General features: G+C 65.2%; 20 protein-coding genes and 1 pseudogene. 5 read left to right on the forward strand and 16 right to left on the reverse strand.

Annotation, left to right across the window (positions count from 1 at the left end):
* Positions 1 to 188 precede the first annotated feature (188 nt).
* The 4 genes from ileS to ftsH all read right to left on the reverse strand — a co-directional run bounded on the left by ileS (position 189) and on the right by ftsH (position 6,654).
* A complete protein-coding gene (gene ileS, locus GDJ97_RS00270) occupies positions 189 to 2,972 on the reverse strand; it encodes an isoleucine--tRNA ligase (RefSeq protein WP_152069240.1) in 2,784 nt (927 codons plus the stop codon).
* Between the two features lie 307 nt (positions 2,973 to 3,279).
* Positions 3,280 to 3,756 (reverse strand): DUF523 domain-containing protein, encoded by a 477-nt coding sequence (locus GDJ97_RS00275; protein ID WP_152069241.1) that lies wholly within the window; start codon positions 3,754 to 3,756, stop codon positions 3,280 to 3,282.
* A 45-nt stretch (positions 3,757 to 3,801) separates the two neighbouring features.
* Positions 3,802 to 4,638 carry an NYN domain-containing protein gene (locus GDJ97_RS00280; protein ID WP_152069242.1) on the reverse strand — a complete coding sequence of 279 codons (837 nt, stop codon included), beginning with the start codon at positions 4,636 to 4,638 and terminating at the stop codon, positions 3,802 to 3,804.
* Between the two features lie 78 nt (positions 4,639 to 4,716).
* A complete protein-coding gene (gene ftsH, locus GDJ97_RS00285; protein WP_193221236.1) occupies positions 4,717 to 6,654 on the reverse strand; it encodes an ATP-dependent zinc metalloprotease FtsH in 1,938 nt (645 codons plus the stop codon).
* A 320-nt stretch (positions 6,655 to 6,974) separates the two neighbouring features.
* Between ftsH and GDJ97_RS00290 the strand changes: the two are divergent.
* A pseudogene (locus GDJ97_RS00290) lies at positions 6,975 to 7,487 on the forward strand (hypothetical protein); the annotation flags it as partial.
* On the opposite strand, the gene GDJ97_RS00295 reads toward GDJ97_RS00290, so the two are convergent.
* The 12 genes from GDJ97_RS00295 to rpmF all read right to left on the reverse strand — a co-directional run bounded on the left by GDJ97_RS00295 (position 7,463) and on the right by rpmF (position 20,543).
* Complete coding sequence (locus GDJ97_RS00295) at positions 7,463 to 8,398, reverse strand: RNA methyltransferase (RefSeq protein ID WP_152069243.1); 936 nt, start codon at positions 8,396 to 8,398, stop codon at positions 7,463 to 7,465. The pseudogene GDJ97_RS00290 and the gene GDJ97_RS00295 sit on opposite strands and share 25 nt — an antisense overlap.
* Before the next feature lie 9 nt (positions 8,399 to 8,407).
* Positions 8,408 to 8,992, reverse strand: coding sequence for a flavodoxin domain-containing protein (locus GDJ97_RS00300; RefSeq protein ID WP_152069244.1), 585 nt, complete (start codon positions 8,990 to 8,992; stop codon positions 8,408 to 8,410).
* Positions 8,993 to 9,025: 33 nt separating this feature from the next.
* Positions 9,026 to 9,538 (reverse strand): dihydrofolate reductase, encoded by a 513-nt coding sequence (locus GDJ97_RS00305; protein WP_152069245.1) that lies wholly within the window; start codon positions 9,536 to 9,538, stop codon positions 9,026 to 9,028.
* Between the two features lie 59 nt (positions 9,539 to 9,597).
* Positions 9,598 to 10,446 (reverse strand): thymidylate synthase, encoded by an 849-nt coding sequence (thyA, locus tag GDJ97_RS00310; protein WP_152069246.1) that lies wholly within the window; start codon positions 10,444 to 10,446, stop codon positions 9,598 to 9,600.
* A gap of 274 nt (positions 10,447 to 10,720) precedes the next feature.
* Complete coding sequence (locus GDJ97_RS00315; RefSeq protein ID WP_152069247.1) at positions 10,721 to 11,662, reverse strand: hypothetical protein; 942 nt, start codon at positions 11,660 to 11,662, stop codon at positions 10,721 to 10,723.
* 293 nt (positions 11,663 to 11,955) lie between these two features.
* Complete coding sequence (ffh, locus tag GDJ97_RS00320) at positions 11,956 to 13,455, reverse strand: signal recognition particle protein (RefSeq protein ID WP_152069248.1); 1,500 nt, start codon at positions 13,453 to 13,455, stop codon at positions 11,956 to 11,958.
* A gap of 209 nt (positions 13,456 to 13,664) precedes the next feature.
* Entirely contained in the window at positions 13,665 to 14,576 is a 912-nt protein-coding gene (gene ftsY, locus GDJ97_RS00325; protein ID WP_152069249.1) for a signal recognition particle-docking protein FtsY, read from the reverse strand.
* 63 nt (positions 14,577 to 14,639) lie between these two features.
* Positions 14,640 to 18,173, reverse strand: a complete 3,534-nt coding sequence (gene smc, locus GDJ97_RS00330; RefSeq protein WP_152069250.1) for a chromosome segregation protein SMC — start codon at positions 18,171 to 18,173, stop codon at positions 14,640 to 14,642.
* Between the two features lie 3 nt (positions 18,174 to 18,176).
* On the reverse strand, positions 18,177 to 18,902 hold the full coding sequence (gene rnc / locus GDJ97_RS00335; RefSeq protein WP_152069251.1) for a ribonuclease III: 726 nt from the start codon (positions 18,900 to 18,902) through the stop codon (positions 18,177 to 18,179).
* Positions 18,903 to 18,908: 6 nt separating this feature from the next.
* The gene (locus GDJ97_RS00340) at positions 18,909 to 19,151 is read right to left on the reverse strand and encodes an acyl carrier protein (protein WP_152069252.1); all 243 of its coding nucleotides are present in this window, start codon (positions 19,149 to 19,151) and stop codon (positions 18,909 to 18,911) included.
* A gap of 75 nt (positions 19,152 to 19,226) precedes the next feature.
* Entirely contained in the window at positions 19,227 to 20,258 is a 1,032-nt protein-coding gene (gene plsX, locus GDJ97_RS00345) for a phosphate acyltransferase PlsX (RefSeq protein WP_152069253.1), read from the reverse strand.
* Between the two features lie 105 nt (positions 20,259 to 20,363).
* Entirely contained in the window at positions 20,364 to 20,543 is a 180-nt protein-coding gene (rpmF, locus tag GDJ97_RS00350; protein ID WP_152069254.1) for a 50S ribosomal protein L32, read from the reverse strand.
* Between the two features lie 254 nt (positions 20,544 to 20,797).
* On the opposite strand from rpmF, the gene GDJ97_RS00355 reads away from it, so the two are divergent.
* From GDJ97_RS00355 to GDJ97_RS00370, 4 genes are all read left to right on the forward strand, one after another.
* Complete coding sequence (locus GDJ97_RS00355) at positions 20,798 to 21,169, forward strand: VOC family protein (protein WP_152069255.1); 372 nt, start codon at positions 20,798 to 20,800, stop codon at positions 21,167 to 21,169.
* A 50-nt stretch (positions 21,170 to 21,219) separates the two neighbouring features.
* Positions 21,220 to 21,459, forward strand: a complete 240-nt coding sequence (locus GDJ97_RS00360; RefSeq protein ID WP_152069256.1) for a hypothetical protein — start codon at positions 21,220 to 21,222, stop codon at positions 21,457 to 21,459.
* 131 nt (positions 21,460 to 21,590) lie between these two features.
* Positions 21,591 to 22,607, forward strand: coding sequence for an SPFH domain-containing protein (locus tag GDJ97_RS00365; RefSeq protein ID WP_193221237.1), 1,017 nt, complete (start codon positions 21,591 to 21,593; stop codon positions 22,605 to 22,607).
* A gap of 11 nt (positions 22,608 to 22,618) precedes the next feature.
* Positions 22,619 to 22,801, forward strand: coding sequence for an Arc family DNA binding domain-containing protein (locus GDJ97_RS00370; RefSeq protein WP_152069257.1), 183 nt, complete (start codon positions 22,619 to 22,621; stop codon positions 22,799 to 22,801).
* The last annotated feature ends 9 nt before the right edge of the window (positions 22,802 to 22,810 follow it).

Below are 22,810 nucleotides of genomic sequence, written 5' to 3' on the forward strand. Positions count from 1 at the left end.
TCAGGGATTCCCTACGTGAGAGATATATACTACTAATCTGGTAGGTATAACGGGAAATGCCGGCGGCAAAGAAATCTTCAGGAAGTCTTCACCGCCGGCATCCCCTGTGACGAAGCGGTCGGGCCGCTTTGTCACCACGCAAAGCGGTCCGTCCGATGGCAAAACGACCGGACCGCTTTGTCACCTTTCTAGCGGCCGAGCGCCTCGCGGCAACGCGGGCAGAGGCCGCCGATGACTCCGGTGCGGTAGTTCCAGCAGCGCTCGCACTTCTCGCCGTGCGCCGGCTCCACCGTCATGGAGAGCTCGTCGCCCTCCGCAAGCTCCACCTCGGAGACGATGTAGAACTCGGCGAGGTCCACCGCCTTGTCGCCGGTGAGCTGCGCGTACATCTCGGCAGGCACCGTGGCGACCACGCGAGCGGCCTGGCTCTTGGTGAACTCGGACTCCTCCAGCGCCTTCTTCACCGCGGAGCGGAGCTCGAGCGCAGCATCCATGACGCCGCGGAAGCTCTCGGCGGCCTCAAGGCTCATCGGGGCTTGGTACCAATCGAGCAGCGCCGCGTACTTCTGGTCGTCGACCAGGCTCGCCGGGGCGAATGCCATGACCTCGTCCGTTGTGTAGGCGAGCATCGGCTGCAGGTCGCGCAGCAGCATCGAGAGCAGCTCTGCCACGACGGTCTGGGCGCTGCGACGCTCGTGCGCATCCGGCTTCTCGCAGTACAGACGGTCCTTCAGCGCGTCGAGGTAGACATTGGAGAGCTCGGTCACCACGAAGTCGTAGAGCGCGCGGTAGGCGCGGGAGAACTCGTAGACGGAATAGGCATCGTCCACCTCGGCCTGCACCTGCGTCAAGCGGGCGAGCATGAGACGGTCGAGCGGCAACAAGTCGTCGAACGCCACGCCGTCGCGCTCGCGGTCGTAGTCCTCATCGAGGACGGACAACAGGAAGCGCAGGGTGTTGCGGAAGCGGCGGTAGGCGTCGGACGTACGGGCCAGGATCTCGTGGTCGCAGGCGACGTCCACCGAGGAATCCACCGAGGCGACCCACAGGCGGATGATGTCGGCGCCCATCTCGTCGCAGATCTTGTTGGGATCGATCACGTTACCGAGCGACTTGGACATCTTACGGCCCTGGCCGTCGAGCGTGAAGCCCTGGGAGACCACGGCCTTGTACGGGGCGATGTCGTTCGCGCCCACGGAGGTGAGCAGCGAGCTCTGGAACCAACCGCGGTGCTGGTCGGAACCCTCGAGGTACATGTCGGCCGGATAGGTGAGCTCGGGACGGTACTCGCAGACGGCCTTCCAGGACACGCCGGAGTCCCACCACACGTCGAGGATGTCTCGATCGGCCTTGAGGTTATGACCGCCGCACCTGGGGCACACGCAGGCCTCCCCCAGGTACTCCTCGGGCTTGCGGGTGAACCAGGCGTCGGAACCCTCCTTGTGGAAGAGCTTGATCACGGCGTCGAGCGTGTCGTCGTTCATGACCTTCTCGCCGCAGTCCTGGCAGGTATAGCTCGGGATGGGCACGCCCCAGTTGCGCTGACGGGAGATGCACCAGTCCGGGCGCTGCTCAACCATGGCGCCGATGCGGTTCACCGAGCGGGCCGGGTAGAACTTCACGTGGTTGCGCACCTGGTCCACGGCCTCCTTGCGAAGACCGGTCTTGTCCATGGAGACGAACCACTGGTCGGTGGCGCGGAAGAGCACCGGCTGCTTGCAGCGCCAGCAGTGCGGGTAGCTGTGCGTGATCTTGACCTCGGCCACGAGCGTGCCCCGCTCGCGCAGGAAGTCGATGATCTTGGGGTTGGCCTCATCGGTATCCATGCCGGAGAACGGACCGCCGGTGCCGAAGCCCTCGCCCTTGTAGAAGCGACCGTCGTCGTCAACGGGCATGCAGATGTCCATGCCCTCCTTCATGCAGACGTAGTAGTCGTCGACACCGTGGCCGGGCGAGTTGTGGACGATACCGGTACCTTCATCGGTGCCCACGTAGTCGGCCAGCAGCGCCACACCGTAGGGCTCGTCGAAGACGGGCTGGTGGTAGTGCAGGTGGTCGAAGACCTCCGCAGGCGCCTCGTAGGGCTTGCCGTCCACCATGACCGGGGTGTACTCCCAGCCGGCGACCTCGCAGACCTTCTCTGCTAGGTCCTTCAGCATGATCTCGGCGCGGCCCTCGTGCTCAACGGCAACGTAGGTGGCCTCGGGCTTCAGGGACACTGCCTGGTCGGACGGGATCGTCCAGGGCGTGGTGGTCCAGATGATGAAGTCCACGGGGCCCGCGTAGTCCTCGAGGCCCGCCGGGCGCTCGCCCTCTACCAGCTCGAAGCGCACGTAGATGGACGGCGAAGTCTCGTCGCCGTACTCGATCTCGGCCTCGGCCAGGGCGGTGTGGCAGTGCTTGCACCAGTGCACGGGCTTGTGGCCGCGGTACACCATGCCGCGATCGAACATCTTCTTGAAGACCTCGACGTCGGCGGCGTCATGCTGGTGGTAGAGCGTGAGGTAGGGATGGTCCCAGTCACCGAGGATGCCCAGGCGGCGGAAGCCGACCTTCTGGAGTTCGATGTTCTCGACGGCGAACTTGTTGCACATCTCGCGGATCGCGGGCGTGCCCATCTGGTTGAACTTCTCGGTGCCCACGGCCTCCTCGACCTTGTGCTCGATGGGCTGGCCGTGGCAGTCCCAACCGGGAACGTAGGGAACCTCGCGGCCCTGCATCATCCAGTAGCGGTTGATCATGTCCTTGGAGATCTTGTTGAGCGCGTGGCCCAGGTGGATGGGGCCGTTCGCGTACGGAGGGCCGTCGTGCAGCACGAACTTGTCGTGCCCTTCGTTCTTCTTGAGAACCTGCTCGTAGACCTTGTTCTCCTGCCAGTCCTTCAGACGGGCGGGCTCACGCTGCGCCAGGCTGGCGCGCATGGGGAACCCGGTCTTCGGCAGGATCATGGTCTGCTTGTACTCGTTGGCCATGAGACATGCCCCTTCTCTCCGTGGACGCATGAAAAAAGCGCCCGTCCCACCAAGCTGGGACGAAGCGCCTCAGAAAAGCTCTTCGCTTGACCACCCAGCTCGAGGCTCCGCGCGGCTGCGCTTTGCCCGGTTACTCGGCTGGCCTATGACGGCGACCAACCCGGCGACGCCTACTGAGGGGGAGACAACCTGCTCACATGAGCTTGCCTCGCACCCGTTCGGGCCGCGGCTCCGGGGTGATATTCGATCGGTCGCGCGTACGAACCTTCCAGCCCAGGGTTCGCTCTCTCATACGCGCGGGAACCGTCTACTCGTCCCCTTCAACGCCTGTAGTCCGGGATGATAGCACACAGGCGAGTGCCCATTCTGCATCTGTCAAAGCGTCACAATCGAAGGCGGGGATTCCCTCACGTGCGAGCGCGCGGGCGAAGAGCCCACTTCCCAGGATGAGCGTGCCCGAGAAGGTGCCGTCATAGATCCGGTTGACCCCGCAGCTAGGGCTTCTCGGTTGGAGCAGCGCAAGGTCGCAGGTCCGGGCCCGCTCCAGCGCACGCCGCACCCCCAGATCGAACGGCGCGGTGACGTCCTCCCCCGCCGTATTGAGCACACGCCCCGCGCGAAGCTCCGCGGGAGAACGCGGCGTGGGAAGACCGCCCAGCACCTCGGGGCAGACAGTCACGACCTCGTGACCGAGAAGCAGATGCGCGAGGCCGACAATCCCGTTGTCGCCGCCGTTGTACTTGCAGCGCTCGCCCAGCAGGCACGCGCTCACGCAGATTCGCATGGCACGTAACCTCCCCGACCGAAGGCGCGTGACCGGACCGGCTGGCTAGTCATTCTCATCGCGTTCGCGGATGTAGATCTGCTGCAGGCCGTAGGCGCCCTCGGGATCGTAGAACTCGTAGACCCCCAGCCCCTTCAGGAAGGGACGCAGTCGCTTGAACCCGTAGTTGCGGACGTCGAAGTCGGGCAGGCGGCGACCCAGCTGGTCGCCCAGCTGTCCGAGCGTGATCCAGCCGTCCTCGTCACCGTACGCCTCGATGATCCCCGTGATGGCCGTGCGGATCGCGCGCAGGTTGCGGCGGCGGTCGGCGCGGCTCATCTCGCCGAAGGGAGCCTCCTCGTCCCCGGCGTCCTCTGCCTGGTCGGCCGCGCCTATGCGGTTGCCGCGCGCCTGCTGCCGGCTCTCCTCGGCCGCTGCGGCGTCGGCCGCCTTCTTGTTCTCGGAATAGAGCAGGTCGAGGTACTTGAACTGGTTGCATGCCGAGATGAAGGGCTTGGGGGTCTTCTGCTCGCCCATGCCGATCACCTGCATGCCGCTCTCGCGCAGACGGGCCACCAGGCGCGTGAAATCGGAGTCGCTGCTCACGATGGCGAAGCCGTCCACGTTTCCGGAGTAGAGGATGTCCATCGCGTCGATGATCATCGCGGAGTCCGTGGCGTTCTTACCGTAGGTGTAGCTGTATTGCTGGATCGGGGTGATCGAGTTGTCGAGGAGGCAGCTCTTCCAGCTCGTCATCCGCGTGCTCGTCCAGTCGCCGTAGATGCGCTTGTACGTGGCGACGCCGAAGTTGGACACCTCGTCCAGGATAATCTTGATGTACTTCTCGGACACGTTGTCCGCGTCGATGAGGATGGCGAACCGCGAGGTACCGCTCTTCTCCATGAAACCTCGCTTTCAGAGGGGCTGAACAGACGTGCCCCGCCACCCGATGCGGGGACGGGGCACGTGCATGCAGGGACGCTAAGCGGTCGGCATGCTTCCGGCGGAAGCGTCGTCGCCCGCCTCCTGTCCGGGCATGAGCGGGTTCTCGCGCTTGAGCAGCGTCATGAACTCCTCGCCCGTGATGGTCTCCTTCTTGTACAGGTAGTGCGCGAGCTCGTGCAGCTTGAACTTGTTCTCGCGCAGGATCTGCATCGCACGGTCGTGCGCCTCGACCATCATCTGGCGCACGTCTTCATCGACCTTCTCGGCGGTACCGGGTGCGCAGGTGAGCGACGTGTCCTGGTTGAGGTAGGCGTTCTGCACGGTACCGAGCGCCATCATGCCGAAGTCGTCGGACATGCCGAAGCGCGTGATCATGTTGCGCGCGAGCTTGGTGGCCTGCTCGATGTCGTTGGCGGCGCCGGTGGTCATCTCGTCGAAGATGAGCTCCTCGGCACAGCGTCCACCGCAGTACACCGCAAGCTTGTTGAGGGCTTCCTGGCGCGTGGTCAGGAACTTCTCGTCCTGCTCGACCTGCATGGTGTAGCCCAAGGCACCCGAGGTGCGCGGCACGATGGTGATCTTGGTCACCGGCGCGGTATGCGTCTGACTCGCCGCCACGAGCGCATGACCGATCTCGTGGTAGGCAACCACCTGCTTCTCGTGGTCGGAGAGCACGGTGGACTTACGCTGCTGACCGGCGATGACGGTCTCCACGCTCTCCTCGAAGTCATCCTGCGTGGCGCGGTCGCGTCCATGGCGCACGGCGCGAAGGGCGCCCTCGTTGATGATGTTCGCGAGGTCGGCGCCCGAGGCGCCGGGCGTGGCCTTGGCGATGGCGGAGAGGTTCAGCGGCGGGCGCGTCTTGACGTCGCGCGCATGCAGCTCGAGGATCGCCTGGCGCCCGCGCAGGTCGGGAAGTTCCACGGGAATACGACGGTCGAAGCGGCCGGGGCGCGTGAGGGCGGGATCCAGCGTGTCCGGACGGTTGGTGGCGGCGAGCACCACGATGCCCTTGTGGTTGTCGAATCCGTCCATCTCGGTGAGCAGCTGGTTCAGCGTCTGCTCGCGCTCGTCGTTGCCGGAGAAGCCGCCGCCGTCACGGCGCTTGCCGATGGTATCGATCTCGTCGATGAAGACGATGCAGGGAGCCTTCTCGTTGGCCTGCTTGAAGAGGTCGCGCACCTTGGCGGCGCCGCGACCCACGAACATCTCGACGAACTCGGAACCCGAGATGCTGAAGAACGGCACACCCGCCTCGCCGGCGACGGCCTTGGCCATGAGGGTCTTGCCCGTGCCTGGAGGGCCCACGAGCAGGGCGCCGCGCGGCAGCTTGGCTCCGATGTCCTCGTAGCGCTTGGGGTTCTCCAGGAAGTCCACGACCTCCTTGAGCGACTCCTTGGCCTCCTCCTGGCCGGCGACGTCCTTGAAGGTGACGCCCACGTCCTTGCTGGCGATGATGCGCGCACCGGACTTGCCGAGGCCGCCGCCCATGCCGAAACCGCCGGAGCCGAAGTTCATGGAGGGACCGTCGTCGCCCATGGCCTTCTTCATGCGGCGGTTCAGCCACCAGCCGAAGAGCACGAAGATCGCGATCGGCAGGATGGAACTCACCAGGTAGTAGAGCCAGAGGCTCGTGCTCGTATCGGCAATCGAGACGTCGATCGTGGCGCCGGACGTGCGGATGAGCTCAGCCAAGCCCGTATCGCTCGGAAGCGGCGTGGTTTTGTAGAGCGTGTCGGCGTCGTCCTTCAAGGTGTAGGTGATCGTCGCGTCGGACGAACCCACCTCGTAGTCGATCTTATCGACCTTCTTCTTCTCGAGCGCCGTCCACAGCGTGTCGTAGCTCACCGTCTGCTCGCTCGTGGCGCCCTTGTAGTTGGGGAACACGAGCGCGTTCAGGACCACGTAGATCACGAAGGCGATCAGCACGTAGACGAGCATGTTCCTTCGGCGTTTCTGGTCATCCATGTCCATGGGGCTACTCCATCTGAAGGGGCTTGCAATGGTTCTTTTAGTACCCAAATGGCCGGCGCATAGTCGGGAGGCCGAGAATTACGTCACATGCCGCCCCGCCCGCCCTCGATCGACTCCGCACATCCTCGCCACCATGGCTTATGCAACTTAATTTAGGTCAGTTGTTAAGAGATGATGATAAGAGATGATGACGAATGAACTTGCTACCGGTCACTTGTTGATTTGGTCGCAGGCGTTCGTATAGTACACGTCCGGTTTTATTCTCACTCGAGTATAAAGGGGACACATGGCACGCGGAGCCGACCGAAGCCTCGACCTCGCGGCAGGACGGCACCGACTTCAACTTCGAGGAGCTCGCCGCTTTGAAGCCGCAGGTCATCTTCGACTCCAAAGACACCCTGCGCGACAAGGCCGCCGAGGTCGGCATCCCCGTCGTGAACTGCCTGTTCGCCACCTTCGACGAGATGAAGAAGTCCATCGAGCTCTCCGACACCATCTTTGGTGGCAACGCCCCCAAGATCGCTGACAAGTACAACAAGGAGCTCACGAAGACGGTCGACGAGGTCGAGAAGAAGACGAAGGATCTCTCCGACTCCGATAGGCCCAAGGTCATGCACGGCAACTCCGTGTACACGCTGACCATCGACGGCACGTCGCCTTCGGGCCCCGCGTACCCTCCCGTGCCCAAGCGGCACGCCGCGCCTAGGCGCGCGGAGGGCCCGCGGGCCCTTTTCGATTCTGCGAACTCTTCCGTCTCGACGAGCGGACGAATGCCGCGCCCGCGCGAACGGTGGCGCTCGCCGACGGGCTACGAATACAGACCGGGCTGGTAGCGGTAGTCGTTGCTCCCGTGCGGGCACAGCTGCCAGAACGCCACCGCGCTCGCGGCGGCAACGTTCAGCGAATCGACCCCGCGTGCCATGGGGATGCGCACGGTCACATCGCATCCGCGCACGGTATGCGCGGAAAGGCCGTCGCCCTCGGTGCCCATGAAGATCGCGAGGCGACCATGCTCGGCGAGCGCGGGGTCGGCAAGCGAGACCGAATCGTCCGTGAGCGCCATGGCGGCGCAGGTGAACCCCGCGCAATGCAGCGCCTCCAGCCCCTCGCGCGGCCAGGCATGCGCGGTAGAGCCGATACGGGTCCAGGGCACCTGGAAGACCGTCCCCATGCTCACGCGCACCGCGCGCCGGTAGAGCGGGTCGCAGCAGGTGGGGCTCACGAGCACGCCGTCCACGCCGAGCGCCGCGGCGGAGCGGAAGATCGCGCCGACGTTGGTGTGGTCCACGATGCCCTCGAGCACGCAGATGCGCACCGGGCGCTCCCCCGCCGCCGCGCTCAACCCTGCGAGAAACGTGTCGGCGGGTACGAGCGGCGGACGCTTGAAGGCGGCGAGCGCGCCGCGGGTGACGTTGAAGCCGGTCAGGCGCTCCATGAGCTCCATGGGCGCCACGAAGACAGGAACCGGTCCATCGGAACCCGCGGGGACAGCGCGCTCCAGAAGCGGCATCAGCTGCGGCAGCCAGCGCTCGCCGAGCAGAAAGCTCACGGGGACCATACCCGCCGTGAGCGCCCGCTCGATCACCTTGGCGCTCTCCGCGATGAAGATCCCGCGCTCCGGCTCGACCACGCTCCTGAGCTCGTGCTCGGTCAGGCGGGCGTAGGCATCGAGCCGAGGGTCATCCAAGGCGTCGACGGAGATGACCTGGAACCCGGATGCCGCCGCCTGAGACTTCTCCTCCATGGATCCGCCCTAGCGCTTACCGGCGATCTTCTTCGCCGTGCGCTTGATGTCGTCGAGCAGACCGCCGCGCGGATGCGCCGCCTCCCATGCCAGGCGCTTCGCGCGCTTCTCGTACTCATTCACGAGAATCTCGCCATAATCGCGCTCGAACGTGTCGTAGAAATCGACGGCGCCCTGCACCTCTTCCGCGGTGGGATGTCCCTTCCCCATGCCGCCGACGAGCTTGAAGGGACCCCAGGTGTCGAATCCGACGCAGCCGTGCGTGGCCACGATGGAGGCCATCTTGAGCTGGGCGATCGCGGCCATGTCCTTGCCGTAGTCCTTGCTCGCGCCGCCGTAGGTGATCATCAGGAAGACCTTGTCCCCGGCTTGGAGGACGTGGTCGGCCACGCGGCGCAGGTCGGCGTCGAACTTACCGTAGTAGATGCCCGAGGCAAAGCCGATGCAATGGTAGGAGGAGAGGTCGGGGTACTCGTTCTTGCCGAGCGTGGCGACGTCGATGGTGTCCACCTCGGGATGCGCGGCGACGATGGCATCCACGAGCTTCTTGGTGTTGCCGTGGTGCTTGGAGCGATACAAGATGACGGTCTTCATGAGAGCCTTTCTTCAGGAGGCGTCGCGCTCCGTTCAGGACACGCGGCGATACGTGGCAAATGAATATGATACGCCCGCGTCGCCTTCGCCGGGCAGCACGGTCTCGGGAACGGTCTCGCTCGCAAGCTCCCAGGCCGGGTCTTCGTCCAGATTCGGGAAGAACGTGTCCACCGGGTGCGTCACATGGTTCTTGGTGACGACGACCTCGATGCAGCGCGGTAGCAGCTGGCGATAGACCTCGCCGCCGCCGATAACCCATGCCGCTGGCTCGCCCTCCACAGCCGCAAGCGCCTCGTCCACGGAGTGGACGACCTCAACGCCCTCACGCTGGAAGGCGACATCGCGCGTGAGCACGATGTTTCGCCGGTTCTTGAGCGGGCGCCCGCCGGGAAAGCTCTCGAGCGTGCGACGCCCCATGATGACCGGCGCCCCGGTGGTGCAGCGCACGAAGTGCCGCATGTCCGCACGATTGACCACCACCATGTCGCCGCTGAGACCGATGCCCCAGTCGTCGCACACGGCCACAATCGCCTTGAGTTCCGTCAACCTGTCCTCCTTATCTTGGTGCCCGCCCCCGCCAGGGGGGGCGTGGGCAGCGCTTCCCCCTACACCGCGATGGGGATGTTCCTCACCTGCGGTCCGTGCTCGTAGTTCTCCACGATGAGGTCATCCGTGGTGAAGTCGTAGAAGTTTGTGACATCGGGATTCAGGCTCACCCTGGGCGCCGGGAACTGCGGGCGCGCAATGAGCTCCTTGATGATGGGCACGTGGCGGTCGTAGATATGCGCGTCCACGATCACGTGGAGCAACTCGCCGGCCACCATACCGCTCACCTGCGCCACCATCATGAGCAGGATCGCATACTGGCAGACGTTCCAGTTGTTGGCGGCGAGGATGTCCTGGCTGCGCTGCATGAGCACCATGTTGAGCGTGGGCTTCTCGTCGCCCGCGCGGTGCGTGACGTTGTAGGTGCAGCTGTAGGCGCAGGGATAGAGGTTCATCTCGGAAAGGTCCGCGATGGTGTACATGTTGGTGATGATGCGCCGGGAGAAGGGCGTGTGGGCGAGGTCGTAAAGCACGCGGTCCATCTGGTCGAAGTCGCCCTCCTTGTAATGCGACTTCTGGGCGATCTGGTAGCCGTAGGCCTTGCCGATGGAGCCGGTCTCATCGGCCCACTCATCCCAGATGTGCGAGTTGAGGTCGTGGATGTTGTTCGACTTCTTCTGGTAGATCCAGAGCACCTCGTCCATAGCGGACTTCAGAGCCGTGCGCCGCAGCGTGAGCGCGGGGAACTCCTCGCGCAGGTCGTAGCGGTTGGTGACGCCGAAGCCCTTGATGGTGTAGGCAGGCGTGCCGTCCTCCCAGTGCGGGCGAACCTTCTCGCCCTCGGTGGTGGTGCCGTGGTCTAGGATATCGCGGCACATGGATACGAAGAGTTCGTCGGCTTTGCTCATGCGGGTCCTCTCGACGTCGGTCCGCCCATTATAGAGCACGCACGGAACGCCCTGAGCGCCTCGAGCGCATCCCCGAGACGGCATCATAAACCACAGGATGAAGCCCACAATACCGATAGGCACGAACATACTTGGTACAGCGTGCCTATCGGTATGCTCGCCCAAGAGCTCTTTTCGCGAGCATACCGATAGTCACGGCCCTACAAGTAGAAACGTTCCTGTTGGTACTTCGGGACGCCAACTGGTCCCCCGTCTGCCATGTGCAAGAGGGCGGCTACCGACCTCGGCGCGGAATCCCATACAAATCCAGGCGCTCAAGCAACGGATAGGTCTGCTGAGCCATCTTGAACGTAAAGCGGACGACTTGGATGCCCATTGCCGTGATAAGGGAGCCCCGCGTTCGCTCCTCGAAGAGGACCTCGGCGCGCGAACGCCCTCCCCTCATCGACTCATCTTCCGTTTTATCAAGACCATCGAGCTCTCCACCGATCTTTTTGCCGTTCGCAAGCTCCCAGTAGTAGTCGAGTCGGAAGGGCCGATGAGGGTCGTCGGGTCGAGGAATCTCAACCTGTAAATCGGGCAGCTGAACCCCATATTCGATCATAACGGCGCGTGCATAAGACTCCCCGCCGTTTTCACTCCTGGCATCCGCATGTGCCATCGACTGCCGCACGCGGCTGATACCGCGAAAGCCGGCGTAACTGCGCTCAAGACAATCAAGGACGTCCCCGCGATCCCGACCCGTTAGTCTCAGCAGGGAATCAGCGACGGCAAGACCGCGACGGAACCCAGCGCGAGCCATGCAGTCGTACGCTGTCCGCTCGCGGGAAGTGACGGCAAGCTGCCCCCGGTACTCAACGGGACAATGCGGTATCGCATGATGCACGACACCGTGTCCCGCCACCCCCTTGCCCGACAAGATGTGCAAACCTCCCGTCACACGGTACTTGGGAACCTGCAGGCCCAGAATAAAGGCAGCGGTGTACGAGCAGAACACGCACGAAGGATAGAGCGCCGCATAGGTGTGGATAATACGGCTCGTGCGTTCCTGCCAAGGCAGGGCATCCCACATCGAGGCAGGCGCATACATGTTCCGGAAAGGACGAACGACATCCCCGCGTCGCATCCGCCTCGAAAGCGCCATGCGCGTCGCCCGGTCCGAGGGGGCGAGGAGCATGCCCGAACGCTCAGCCTCAAGAAAGAGCTCATCGAGCATATGGGAGACGGCAAGGGACATGAGGGCTCCAATCGAACGCACACATCGATTGGAGCAAATGCCCGGCGCAAATACTAGTCCGCGCAATCTAGTCGAAAACTGACAGCACAGCTCAGGGGTATATTCGAGGCATCAGCGGTCGGCAGAAGGTCTAAAAACAGACGCAACCGGCATCCACCACAGAGAATCGTCTCAATCTGCCTCGACTCCGGTGGAAAACTACGCCGAGCATACCGATAGTCACGTTCCCGCACACGGCGCCGTGATTATCGGTACTCTCGCGAACCGCTCTCCTATCGCTTATTCTTCATCTGCTGCTCCATCTGGCGCAGCAGGTCCATATCGGAGCCGCCGCCCCCAAAGGGATTTGCGGCAGCGGAACCGCCCATGCCGCGCATGAGCTGGTTCATGTCCATGCCGCCCATACCGGGCATGCGGACGCGACCGCCCTTGCCCTTCTTCCCCTTCTTGCCCTTCTTACCCTTGCCCCCGGCCATCTGGTTGGTCATGGAGCGCATCTTGCCCATCATCTTGTTCATCTCGCCCCACTGCTTCATGAGGCCGTTCACATCGGCCGGGGTGAGGCCGCAGCCGCGGGCGATGCGCGCGCGGCGCTGGCCGTTGATGATGCTCGGGCGCATGCGCTCCTCGGCCGTCATGGACATGATCATGGCGCGGTTGCGGTCGAGTGCGGACTCATCCATGTCCCCGCCCATCTGGCGAAGCGCCTGCTGGCCGCCCGGCAGCATGCCTAGAATCTTCTTCATGCCGCCCATCTTCTTGATCTGGTCCATCTGCGTGAGCAGGTCGTTCATGGTGAAGCCGTCGCGAAGCATGCGCTCGGCGGCCTCGATCTGCTCGGCATCGGCCAGCTCCTGGGCCTTTTCGATGATGCCGACCACGTCGCCCATGCCGAGGATGCGCTTGGCCATGCGCTCGGGAACGAAGGGCTCCAGCGCATCCGGCTTCTCGCCCACGGAGGCGAACTTGATGGGCTTGCCGGTGACGGCGCGCACGGAGAGGGCGCCGCCTCCGCGGGCGTCGCCGTCGAGCTTGGAGACGATCACGCCGTCGAAGTCCGTGCGCTCGGCGAAGGTCTGCACCACGTTGACGATGTCCTGGCCGGTCATGGCGTCCACGACCATCAGCACCTGATCGGGCTTGACAGCGCGCTTGATGTCCACGGCCTCCTGCATCATCTGCTCGTCGATCTGCAGACGGCCGGCGGTGTCGACGATCACCACGTCGCGCATGGTGTCCACGGCCTCGCGCACGGCGTCCTGGGCGATCAGCACGGGATGCTGGCCGTCCCCGCGGAACACCGGCACGCCGATCTCGCCGCCGAGGGTGGCGAGCTGGTCGGCGGCGGCGGGGCGGTAGACGTCGCACGCGGCGAGCAACGGGCTCTTGCCCTGCTTCTTCAGCAGGTAGGCGAGCTTGGCGGCAGCGGTGGTCTTACCGGAGCCCTGCAGGCCCACGAGCATGATGACGTTGGGAATGCGGTTGGAGAGGACGAGCTTGCTCTCCGTGGAGCCCAGCAGCTCGGTCAGCTCGTCCAGTACGATCTTGACGACGTTCTGCGCGGGCGTGAGGGACTCCAAGACATCGGCCTCGAGGCAGCGCTCCTTGGTGGCGGCCACGAAGTCCTTGACCACCTTGAAGTTGACGTCGGCTTCGAGCAGCGCCATGCGGATGTCGCGCATGGCCGAGGTGATGTCCGCCTCGGTGAGCTTGCCCTTGCCGCGCAGGCGCTCAAAGGTGTCGTTCAGGCGATCGGAAAGGCTGTTGAACATGGTCGCTCCAGAAACTTAACGAACCGAAGCGCACCTGAGCACCGGGGCGTATCGTCCCGCGCTCAAACGGCTTCGGCCTGCGCTTTGCGCTTTGCCTGCAGAACTGCGCACGGGACGATACGTCCCGACGCTGCAGCGAGGAGCACATGGCGTTCCACCGCCCTCGCTTTAAATAATGATTCTAGCCCAAAAGGTACCTTTGGTTGGGGCTACTCGCCCACCAGGGCGCGGGCGAAGTCGTGGGCGTCGAAGGCTTGGAGGTCGTCTACCTGCTCGCCCACGCCGATGCGGTAGATGGGGAGCTTGAGGCGGGCGGCGACGGCGAGCGCAATGCCGCCCTTGGCCGTGCCGTCGAGCTTGGTCAAGATGATGCCGTCCAAACCGAGCGCCTCGTTGAACTCAAGAGCCTGGTTGAGCCCGTTCTGGCCCGTGGCCGCATCGATGACGAGCACCACGTGAACGGGCATGGGGCCCGCCTGGCACGCGGCCGCCCGCTTGCGGGTGACGTTCACCACCTTGGCGAGCTCGCGCATGAGCTCGGGGCTCGTGTGGAGACGTCCGGCGGTATCGATGAGCACGAGGTCGGAGGTGGTGCGGTCGGCCTGGTCGAGCACGTCGTAGCACACGCTCGCGGGGTCAGACCCGCGGTCGCGCTTGACAACCGGAACGCCGGCGCGCTGGCCCCACACGTCCAGCTGCTCGATGGCAGCGGCGCGGAAGGTATCCGCCGAGCCGATGACCACGCGCTTGCCCGCCGCGGCCTCGGCGCTCGCGATCTTACCGACCGTGGTCGTCTTCCCGGCGCCGTTGATGCCCACGAAGAGCACGCAGGAGGGCGTGTCGGAGAAGATGTCGGTCGCAGGCTCCACGAAGACCCGCTCAAGGCGCTCGGCGAGCGCGCGACGGAGCTGGGGCGCGGTGGTGAGGTTCTTGCGGGCGGCCTCGTCGCGCAGGTCATCGGTTACCTGCATGGAGATCTCGGCACCCATGTCGGCCATGACGAGCGTGTCCTCGAGCTCCTCCCAGAAGTCCTCGTCAACGTCGCCGCCAAAGTAGAAGACCTCGTTCAGGGCCTCGCGGCTCCGCTCGAGCCCGCGCTTGAGGCTGTCGAAGAATGCCATGGCCTACCCTGCCTTTCCTGTTCAAATGGCACATCGGGAGCATTCCCTCGCGCCACGTTTGCTTTACGCGTTCACAACCCTGCCGGTCGCACGGTCCAGTCGCTGGCTCACCACGCGGCTCACGCCATCCGCCTGCATGGACACGCCGTAGAGCACGTCCGCGTCCTCCATGGTACGACGCTGGTGGCTGATCACCAGCAGCTGCGTGGAGGAGCGGAGCACGTCGATGGCGCCGATGAGCTTGCTCAGGTTAGCGTCGTCGAGCGCGGCCTCCACCTCGTCCAGCACGTAGAAGGGCACGGTACGCGTGCGGTACACGGCGAAGAGCAGCGCGAGCGCCGTGAGGCTCTTCTCGCCACCGCTCATGAGCGTCATCTTGGCGATGCGCTTGCCCCGCGGCTGCGCCACGACCTCCACGCCCGTATCGGCCGGATGCTCAGGATCGGTCATCTCCAGATGGGCCTGGCCGCCCGGGAAGAGCATGGCGAAGACCTCCTGGAAGTTCTCGTCCACCTGCTTGAAGGTGGAAACGAATGCCCGGCGCATCTTGCGGTCGATGGCGGCGGTGATCTTGGTGAGCGCGCCGCGCGCCGCCTCGAGGTCAGCGAGCTGCGACTCGACGTAGTCTGCGCGCTCGCGGAGGCGCTCGTACTCCTGGAAGGCCACCTGATTCACCGGGCCGAGGTTGTTGATCTTGACCGCCAGCTCCTCCAACTCGGCGCGCGCGGCCTCGGGGTCCTCGGGCGCGGGGAGCTGGAGGGCGTCCTCGAGCACCGTGTGGCCGTCCGCGGTGATGGCCTTGATGGCGGCCTCCACCTGGACCTCGAGCTTGCCCCGGGCCACCTTCTGCTCATTCACCTCGGCGGTAGCGGTCTCGACCTGCGCCTTGGCATCGGCGACAGCCGCCTTGGCGTCCTCGATGGTCTTCTTGAGCGAGGCGGAATCGGCCTCCTCGAGACTAGCTTGGTCGCGCAGGCGCGCAGCCCAGTCGAGCGCGCGCTCGGAAAGCGCCTCGTAGCGGCTATGGAGCGGGTCCACGCGCAGGCGGAGCACCTCGAGTGAGCGGCTCGCCTGCTCGGTGCCGCGAATGCGGCGCTCGAGTCCCTCCAAGCGACCGCGGAGCTCGGGCGCACGGGCCTCCAGGCTCCGCTGGCGCTCACGCGCCTGGGCGAGGCGCACCTTGGCATCCGAGAGACGGCCCGCAGCGGACGCGTCCTCGGCGCGCACCCGGTCGAGCTCGTCGCTGGCGTCCGCAATCTGGGCGGCGAGCGAGTCCACGCGCTCGCGGTCGTCGTCGCGGGCGGCGGTGAGCTCCTCGAGCTTGGGCTGCGCCTCGGCCACCAGGCGCGTCGCCTCGGCACGGCGATGCTCCACCTGCTCGCGCTCGGCCGTCATCTGGGATATGGAGTGCTCGAGCCGGCCGATCTCGGAGAGGGCCGACGAGCGCTCGCCGTCCAGACGCGCGATCTCTCCGGCGGCGGCATCGCGCTGCTCGCGCGCGGTGGCCACGGCGTCCTCGGCCTCGGCAACCTGGGCCGTGGCGTGATCGAGCACCGCCGCGAGCTCGGGCTCGAGCCGGACGAGCTCGCGGATGCGGCGCTTGCGCTCGAGCGCGCCCGTTGAGGCGTCCTCCGCGGACCCCACGCGCACCGCGCCGGCATAGCTCACGCGCGCGCCCTCGGGCGTGACGTACACCACACCGGGAACGGCAGGGGCAGCGAGCGCCTCGGCGAGCGAACCGACCACGTACACGCGCCCCAGCACCGCCGCCACGGCGGCGGCATATCCATCGCGCACGGCAAGGCGCTCGACCAACCGAAAGCCCGCGGCGCCCGCTGCGGGCTCGGATACCTGCGCGGCGCGCGATACCACGAGCGCCTCGCCGGACCGTGCGGTCTCGTCGAGGGCAAAGGAGGCCACGTCGGCGAGCTCGGTCGTGCCCTCGACCACGAAGGCATCGATATCGCTTGCGAGCAGGCCCTCCACCAGACCCTCGAGCTCGGTCGGGGCCTCGATCACATCGCCCAGGCGGGCGAGGATGCTCTCGCCGCGCGCCAGGGCAACCTTCTTCACCAGCGGGGAGGATGTGGAAGCCTCATCCAGCCTACGGAGCCCGGAGAGCTCGGAGCGGGCCTGAGCGAGTCGATCGCGCGCCTCCCCCTCTCGGGCGCGCAAAGCCGAGATCGCCTTCTGCGCGGTCTCGAGCGCGGCGACCGCCTCCTCGCGCGCGGTCCGGGCATCGGTGAGGGCGGCCTCGAGCTCCTCGGCACGGGAACGGCGGTGCTCGAGCGAGGCGCGCACGTTCTCAACCTGGTCGTCGATCTGTTCCAAACGGGATGCGAAGAGCGCGTCCTGCTGCTCAGCCCCCGCAAGGGACTCCTTCACGCGGGCGAGCTCGAGCGAGCGGTCGTCCACGGCACGCTGCGCCTCGCGCTGCGAGCGCGTGAGCGCGGAGATGCGCTCGTCGAGCTCCACGCGACGCGCATGGAGCTCCTCGGCAGCGGGAGCGGCTGCGTCAACGTCGCGTTGGGCCACCTCGGCCGCGGCGCGCACCTCGTCGAGCTCGCGCTCCACGGCCTTCAGGTCCTCGGCCACGCGGCGGCGCTGGTGCTCGGACCCGGAGAGCGTGCTGCGCATATCGGAGAGCTGGCGCACCATGTTGCGCCCCTTCTCCTCGAGCAGGCGCATGTCCGAGCCCAGGCGGCCCACCACGTCCTGCATGTGGCGGCGGCGCTCGCCCAGGTCGCCAACGAAGAGGCCCTTCTCCTCGAGCATCACCTGGAGCTTCTCGAGCTCGCGCTCCTTCTCGGCCTGCCGGTAGCCCGCAAGCTCCAGCGCGGCGGAAGCCTCTTTGGCGGCGGTCTCCATCTCGGCCCAGCGAGCCTGGAGCCGGCGGAGCTCGTCGACGGCGAGGATCTGCGTGAGCTCGTTGGCGCGCTCGGTAAGCTCCTGATGCCGCCGCGCCCGGTTCACCTGGCGCTCGAGTGGCTTCAGCTGCGCCTTGACCTCGCGGTTGATGTCCCGGGCGCGAACGAGGTGCTCGTCCATGCCCTTGATCTTCTTGAGTGCGCGCTCCTTGCGGCGCTTGTGCTTGGAGATGCCCGCGGCCTCCTCGATGAGCGCGCGGCGCTCCTCCGGGCGGCTCTGCAGGATGGCGTCGAGCTTGCCTTGGCTGATGATCGAGTGGGTGTCCTTGCCAAGGCCCGTGTCATGCAGGATGTCCTGGATATCCATCAAGCGGCAGGGACTCGCGTTGATGAGGTACTCGGACTCACCCGAGCGGTACATGCGGCGCGTGACGGCGACTTCGTCGAAGTCGACGGGCAGCAGGTGGTCCGAATTGTCGAGCACGAGCGTGACCTCGGCCACGCCCACGGGCTGACGCGCCGAGGAACCGGAGAAGATGACGTCCTCCATGGCCTGGCCACGCAGCTGCTTGGCGCTCTGCTCGCCCAGTACCCAGAGGATCGCGTCCGATATGTTGGACTTGCCCGACCCGTTGGGGCCCACGATCACGGTGAGCCCCGGCTCGAAGGTCATATGGGCACGGTCGGCGAACGACTTGAATCCCTTGAGCGTGAGCGACTTCAGATACATGCGCTACCCGTTTTTCCGCTCGAGGATGACGCCGTCCTTCGTGTATCCCAAGCGCTCGAGGGCGTCGAGCGCGGCAGCCGCCTCGGCCTCCTTCTTAGAGGAACCCGAGCCCCGCCCCTCGCGCACGCCGTTCAGCAGCGTGACGGCGGTGAACACGGGCTCGTGCGCGGGCCCGGAGACGTCCACCAGCTTGTACGACGGCGTGCCAAGGCCATCTCCCTGCGCGACCTCTTGGAAATAGCTCTTAGGATTGGCGGGGTGCTCGGCGCGATCGTCGGCGAGATGCGGCTTCAGCGTGCGCATGATGAAAGCCTCGGCATCGTCCCAACCGCCGTCGAGGTAGAGGGCGCCCACCAGGCTCTCGTACACGTTCTCGAGCGCGGAGTGCATGCCGCGGGCCGAGGTCCCCAGCTCGGAGGGACCAAAGATGATGCACTGGTCGATACCAAGCTCGAGGCCAACGTCGGAAAGCGTCTGACCCGCCACGAGGGAGACCTTCAGCCGCGTGAGCTTGCCTTCATCGAAGTGGGGATAGGATTTGAAGAGTGCGATGGCGACCACGGCACCGAGCACCGAGTCGCCAAGGAACTCAAGGCGCTCGTAGCTGGCCGAGACGGGTTGCCCTTCCACGGCCGAGGGATGGGTGATAGCGCTCCGGAGCAGGTCGTGGTCCTTAAATTCATGGCCGACGATGCGCTCCGCGCGAGCGAGTTTCTCTGCGATGGACAAGGGGGCTTAGGCCTCCTGAGCGGACTCGATGGCGTCCACGGCGTCGGCAACGGAATTGATGGCCGCGAGCTTGTCGTCATCGATCTCGAGATCGAACTCGTCCTCCATGGCTGTCACGAGCTGCAGGCGGTCGAGCGAGTCGGCGTCAAGGTCGTCGAACGTGGTCTCCTCCGTGATCTCGTCGGCATCCACGCCGAGCACGTCGCTGGCGATATCGCGAACCTTCTCCAGAATCTCCGTGCGCTCCATCAGGGCTCCTTTTGCGGTGGTTGAACAAAGTCTCTTGGATGATACCCGCAACGAGGGCGAGGCTCAACCGAAACCCTACCCCACCACGTTCGGCATCGAGGAGGCGACGCGTTGAACGAGCCCGGCGCGCACGGCCTGGGCCGTGGCGAGGGCGCCGTTCTTGACGGCCTCCACGCTCGTGGCACCGTGGCCGATGAGCACCACGCCGTGAAGGCCCAGCAAGATGGCACCGCCGCGCGCGTCACCCGAGAGTTTGTCCTTGATGCCGTGCAGCGCGTCCTTGATGAGCAACGCGGCGATCTTGCCCTTGAGGGAACCCAGGAGCGTCGTCTTCATCTCGCCGAGGAGCAGCTTGGCGGCACCCTCGGTCGCCTTGAGCGCAACGTTGCCGGTAAAGCCGTCGCAGACCACCACGTCGACGTTGCCCGAGGTGAGGTCACCGCCCTCGCAGTTGCCGGCGAACCCGGGCACCCGCTCTGCCATGAGCGGGTAGCACCGCTTGGTGAAGGCGGAGCCCTTGTGCTCCTCCGTGCCGTTGGAGAGAAGCCCCACCCGCGGGTGCTCGATGCCCAGAACGGCCGTGGCGTACGCCGAGCCCATCTGGGCGAAGCGGACCATGTCCTCGGGCTCAACATCGGGCGAGCCGCCCATATCGCAGAAGACGGTCAGGCCACCGGCCCGATTGGGCAGGGCCGAGGTGATGCAGGGACGGATGGGCCGACGCTTGCCGTCCGAACCGAGAACTTTCTCGGGCGTGACGTAGGCGGTCGCGGCCGCGACGATCGCGCCCGTGGAGCCGGCGGAGAAGAAACCCTGCGCCCGACCCTTCTTGACGGCGCGGCAACCCAGGACGATCGAGCTCTTGCGCTTGCGCATGACGGCCTCGATGGGGTCGTCGCCCATTCCGATCGCCTGCTCGGCGATAAGCGGCAGGGCCCGCTCATACTCGTTGCAGAAGGGCGCCACGAGATCGGCGGGGCCGGCGGCAAGAATGGTGAGCGCTGGGTCGGCCGCGAGCGCCGCGGCGATGCCGTCGAGCACCACCTGGGGAGGCTCGTCTCCGCCCATTACGTCTACGACGACGGTGACCTGATCCTGAGACGCCATGAGCGGCCTTTCTCTCGCAACGGGCGAGCGCCCGTCCTCCGTATAGCAAAATGGCCAGCTCAGATGAGCCGGCCATCAGCGATGCAAAAACTCGGGGTCATCGAGCTAGTCGACGACGATGACCTCGCGGCCCTTGTAGTACCCGCAGTTGAGGCAAACGTGATGCGGCAGCTTCACGGCACCGCAACGGGGGCACGTGGACTTGGCCGGAGCGCTGATCTTCATGTTTGCAGAGCGGCGGGAATGAGTCTTCGCACGGCCCTTCTTTTGCTTAGGTACTGGCATGTTGACCTCTCTTTACTTACTTTACCTGGCGGTGTTTACGCGCAGAGACCGATGATAGCACAGGGTAAAACTCTGTAAAGTGGATTTCTCGCCCTGCAAACACCGTTCACATGCTGGCCATTTCTCGGCTTTCATCATACCGAAACCGATGAAGAGCGCCTTCGTAAACGTTTGGACAGTTTTCCGCACGCGCGCCCTGCCTCGCTCGCTTTGGGTATAACCCACCCAAGCATGACCCGGCGAAAGGAGTTCCCATGCTTGACCATATCAGCATCCACGTGAAGAACATCGGCATCATGGCCGCGTACTACGAGCGCGTGCTCTCCACCGTCGGATACCGGAAGGGGATCGAGTATCCCGGCGGCGTCCAGTTCGTGAACGACGAGGACGGCGATGCCGTCTGGCTCTCCCCCGCTAAGGAGGGCACGGTGCCGGACCCCTCGCACTTTGCCTGGCGCGCAAAGGACGTTCATCAGGTCAAGGCCTTCTACGCCGCGGCGCTCGAGGGCGGACGAGACAACGGCGCGCCCGGACCGCGCGACTACGAACCCGGCTACTACGCCTGCTTCGTCCACGACCCCGAGGGCAACAACATCGAGGCCGTGCTCCACGGGTACGAAGGGTGACCGCAGACGATAGAGCGTCATAGGCAGCAGCGATACACGATGCCACGAACATGATGCTCACGAGCACGCTCAATGAGCTTGAGGAATATGGCCTCGTCGACCGCAAGCAGTACTACGCCGTCGATCCGGGCATGCGCCGCGTCGCCTTCTCAGACGCCAATCGGGACGCCGGTCGACTTCTTGAAAACGTCGTCCATCTTGAACTCCCGTGGCGCGAAGGGTCGATACTCATGGGCCGGGAAGCCACAGGCGAGGTCGATCATTCTGAAACTACAGTCTCCTCTCCTTGACTTGAGACCAATGTGATATCACAATGGTCTCAGCATCGCAGGAGGCGATGCAGCGGGGCACGGCCCCCCCCCGACTCATAACGGAGCCGCATGCGACGCTCAACGCGCGCATGCATTCGAAAGGAGCTCTCATGAGCGTCTCTTCCGCCAACACCGTCAATGTCGAGCGCCCGTTCAAGGCAAGGCGCGGCTGGGGCATGCTCGTGGCCCTGCTGGTCCTTCTCGTCCTTCTCATCGCACTCGTGGTCTTCGCGGGCATGAACGTCGGCTCATACCCCGAGGACTCGGTTCCCGCCGGCGCCGGCCTTGCGCTCGCGGCATCCATCGTCCTTCTCTGCCTCTGGTCCATCCCCGCCATGGGTTTCTTCACCGTGCAGCCCGGCCAAGCGCGCGTCTGTATCCTGTTCGGCACGTACAAGGGCACGGTGCGCGACAGCGGCTTCTTCTGGGCGAACCCCTTCTTCAGCCGCACGCTCGGCAACCAGAATGCCTCGTCACTCGCCGAGCAGCTCTACTCGCTTGGCAACAAGACCAGTAAGGGCCTCTCCACCACCGTGTCCGTGCGCGCCCGCACGCTCAACGGCGACAAGCTCAAGGTCAACGACCGCATGGGCAATCCCATCGAGATCGCGAGCGTCGTGGTCTGGCACGTGGCCGACACTGCCCGCGCCCTCTTTGACGTGGACCATTACCCCAGCTACGTGTCTATGCAGGCCGAGACGGCGCTGCGCCACGTGGCAAGCGTCTACGCCTACGACCACATGGAGGACGACGACGCCTCCAACCAGTCAATCACGCTGCGCTCCGACATCGAGGAGGTCTCCGAAACCCTCAAGGCCGAGCTCGACCGCCGTCTTGCCCCAGCAGGCGTAGCCGTGGACGACGCGCGCCTCACCCACCTCGCCTACGCGCCGGAGATCGCGCCGGCGATGCTCCGCCGCCAACAGGCAGAGGCCGTCATCGCCGCTCGCAAGAAGATCGTCGAGGGTGCCGTCTCCATGGTGGACATGGCGGTGACCAAGCTCTCCGAGGACGGCGTGCTCGACCTGGACGACGAGCGCAAGGCGGCCATGGCCTCGAACCTCATGGTGGTGCTCTGCGGCGAGTCCGAGGCGCAGCCCGTGGTCAACACCGGATCGCTGTACTAAGCTCGAGTCCCATGGCACGCAAGCAATATCCCCTCCGCATAGACCCCGAGATCTGGGCCGCCATCCAGCAATGGGCGGACGATGAGATGCGCAGCGCCAACGGCCAGATCGAATGGATGCTGCGCGAGTCACTCAAGCGGGCGGGCCGGCTGCCGAAGAAGGACGCGCGCGAACCGGATGGCGAATCCAAATAACCGGAGCTT

Origin of the sequence: Collinsella sp. AK_207A (assembly GCF_902501965.1) — a bacterium.
GTDB lineage: Bacteria > Actinomycetota > Coriobacteriia > Coriobacteriales > Coriobacteriaceae > Collinsella.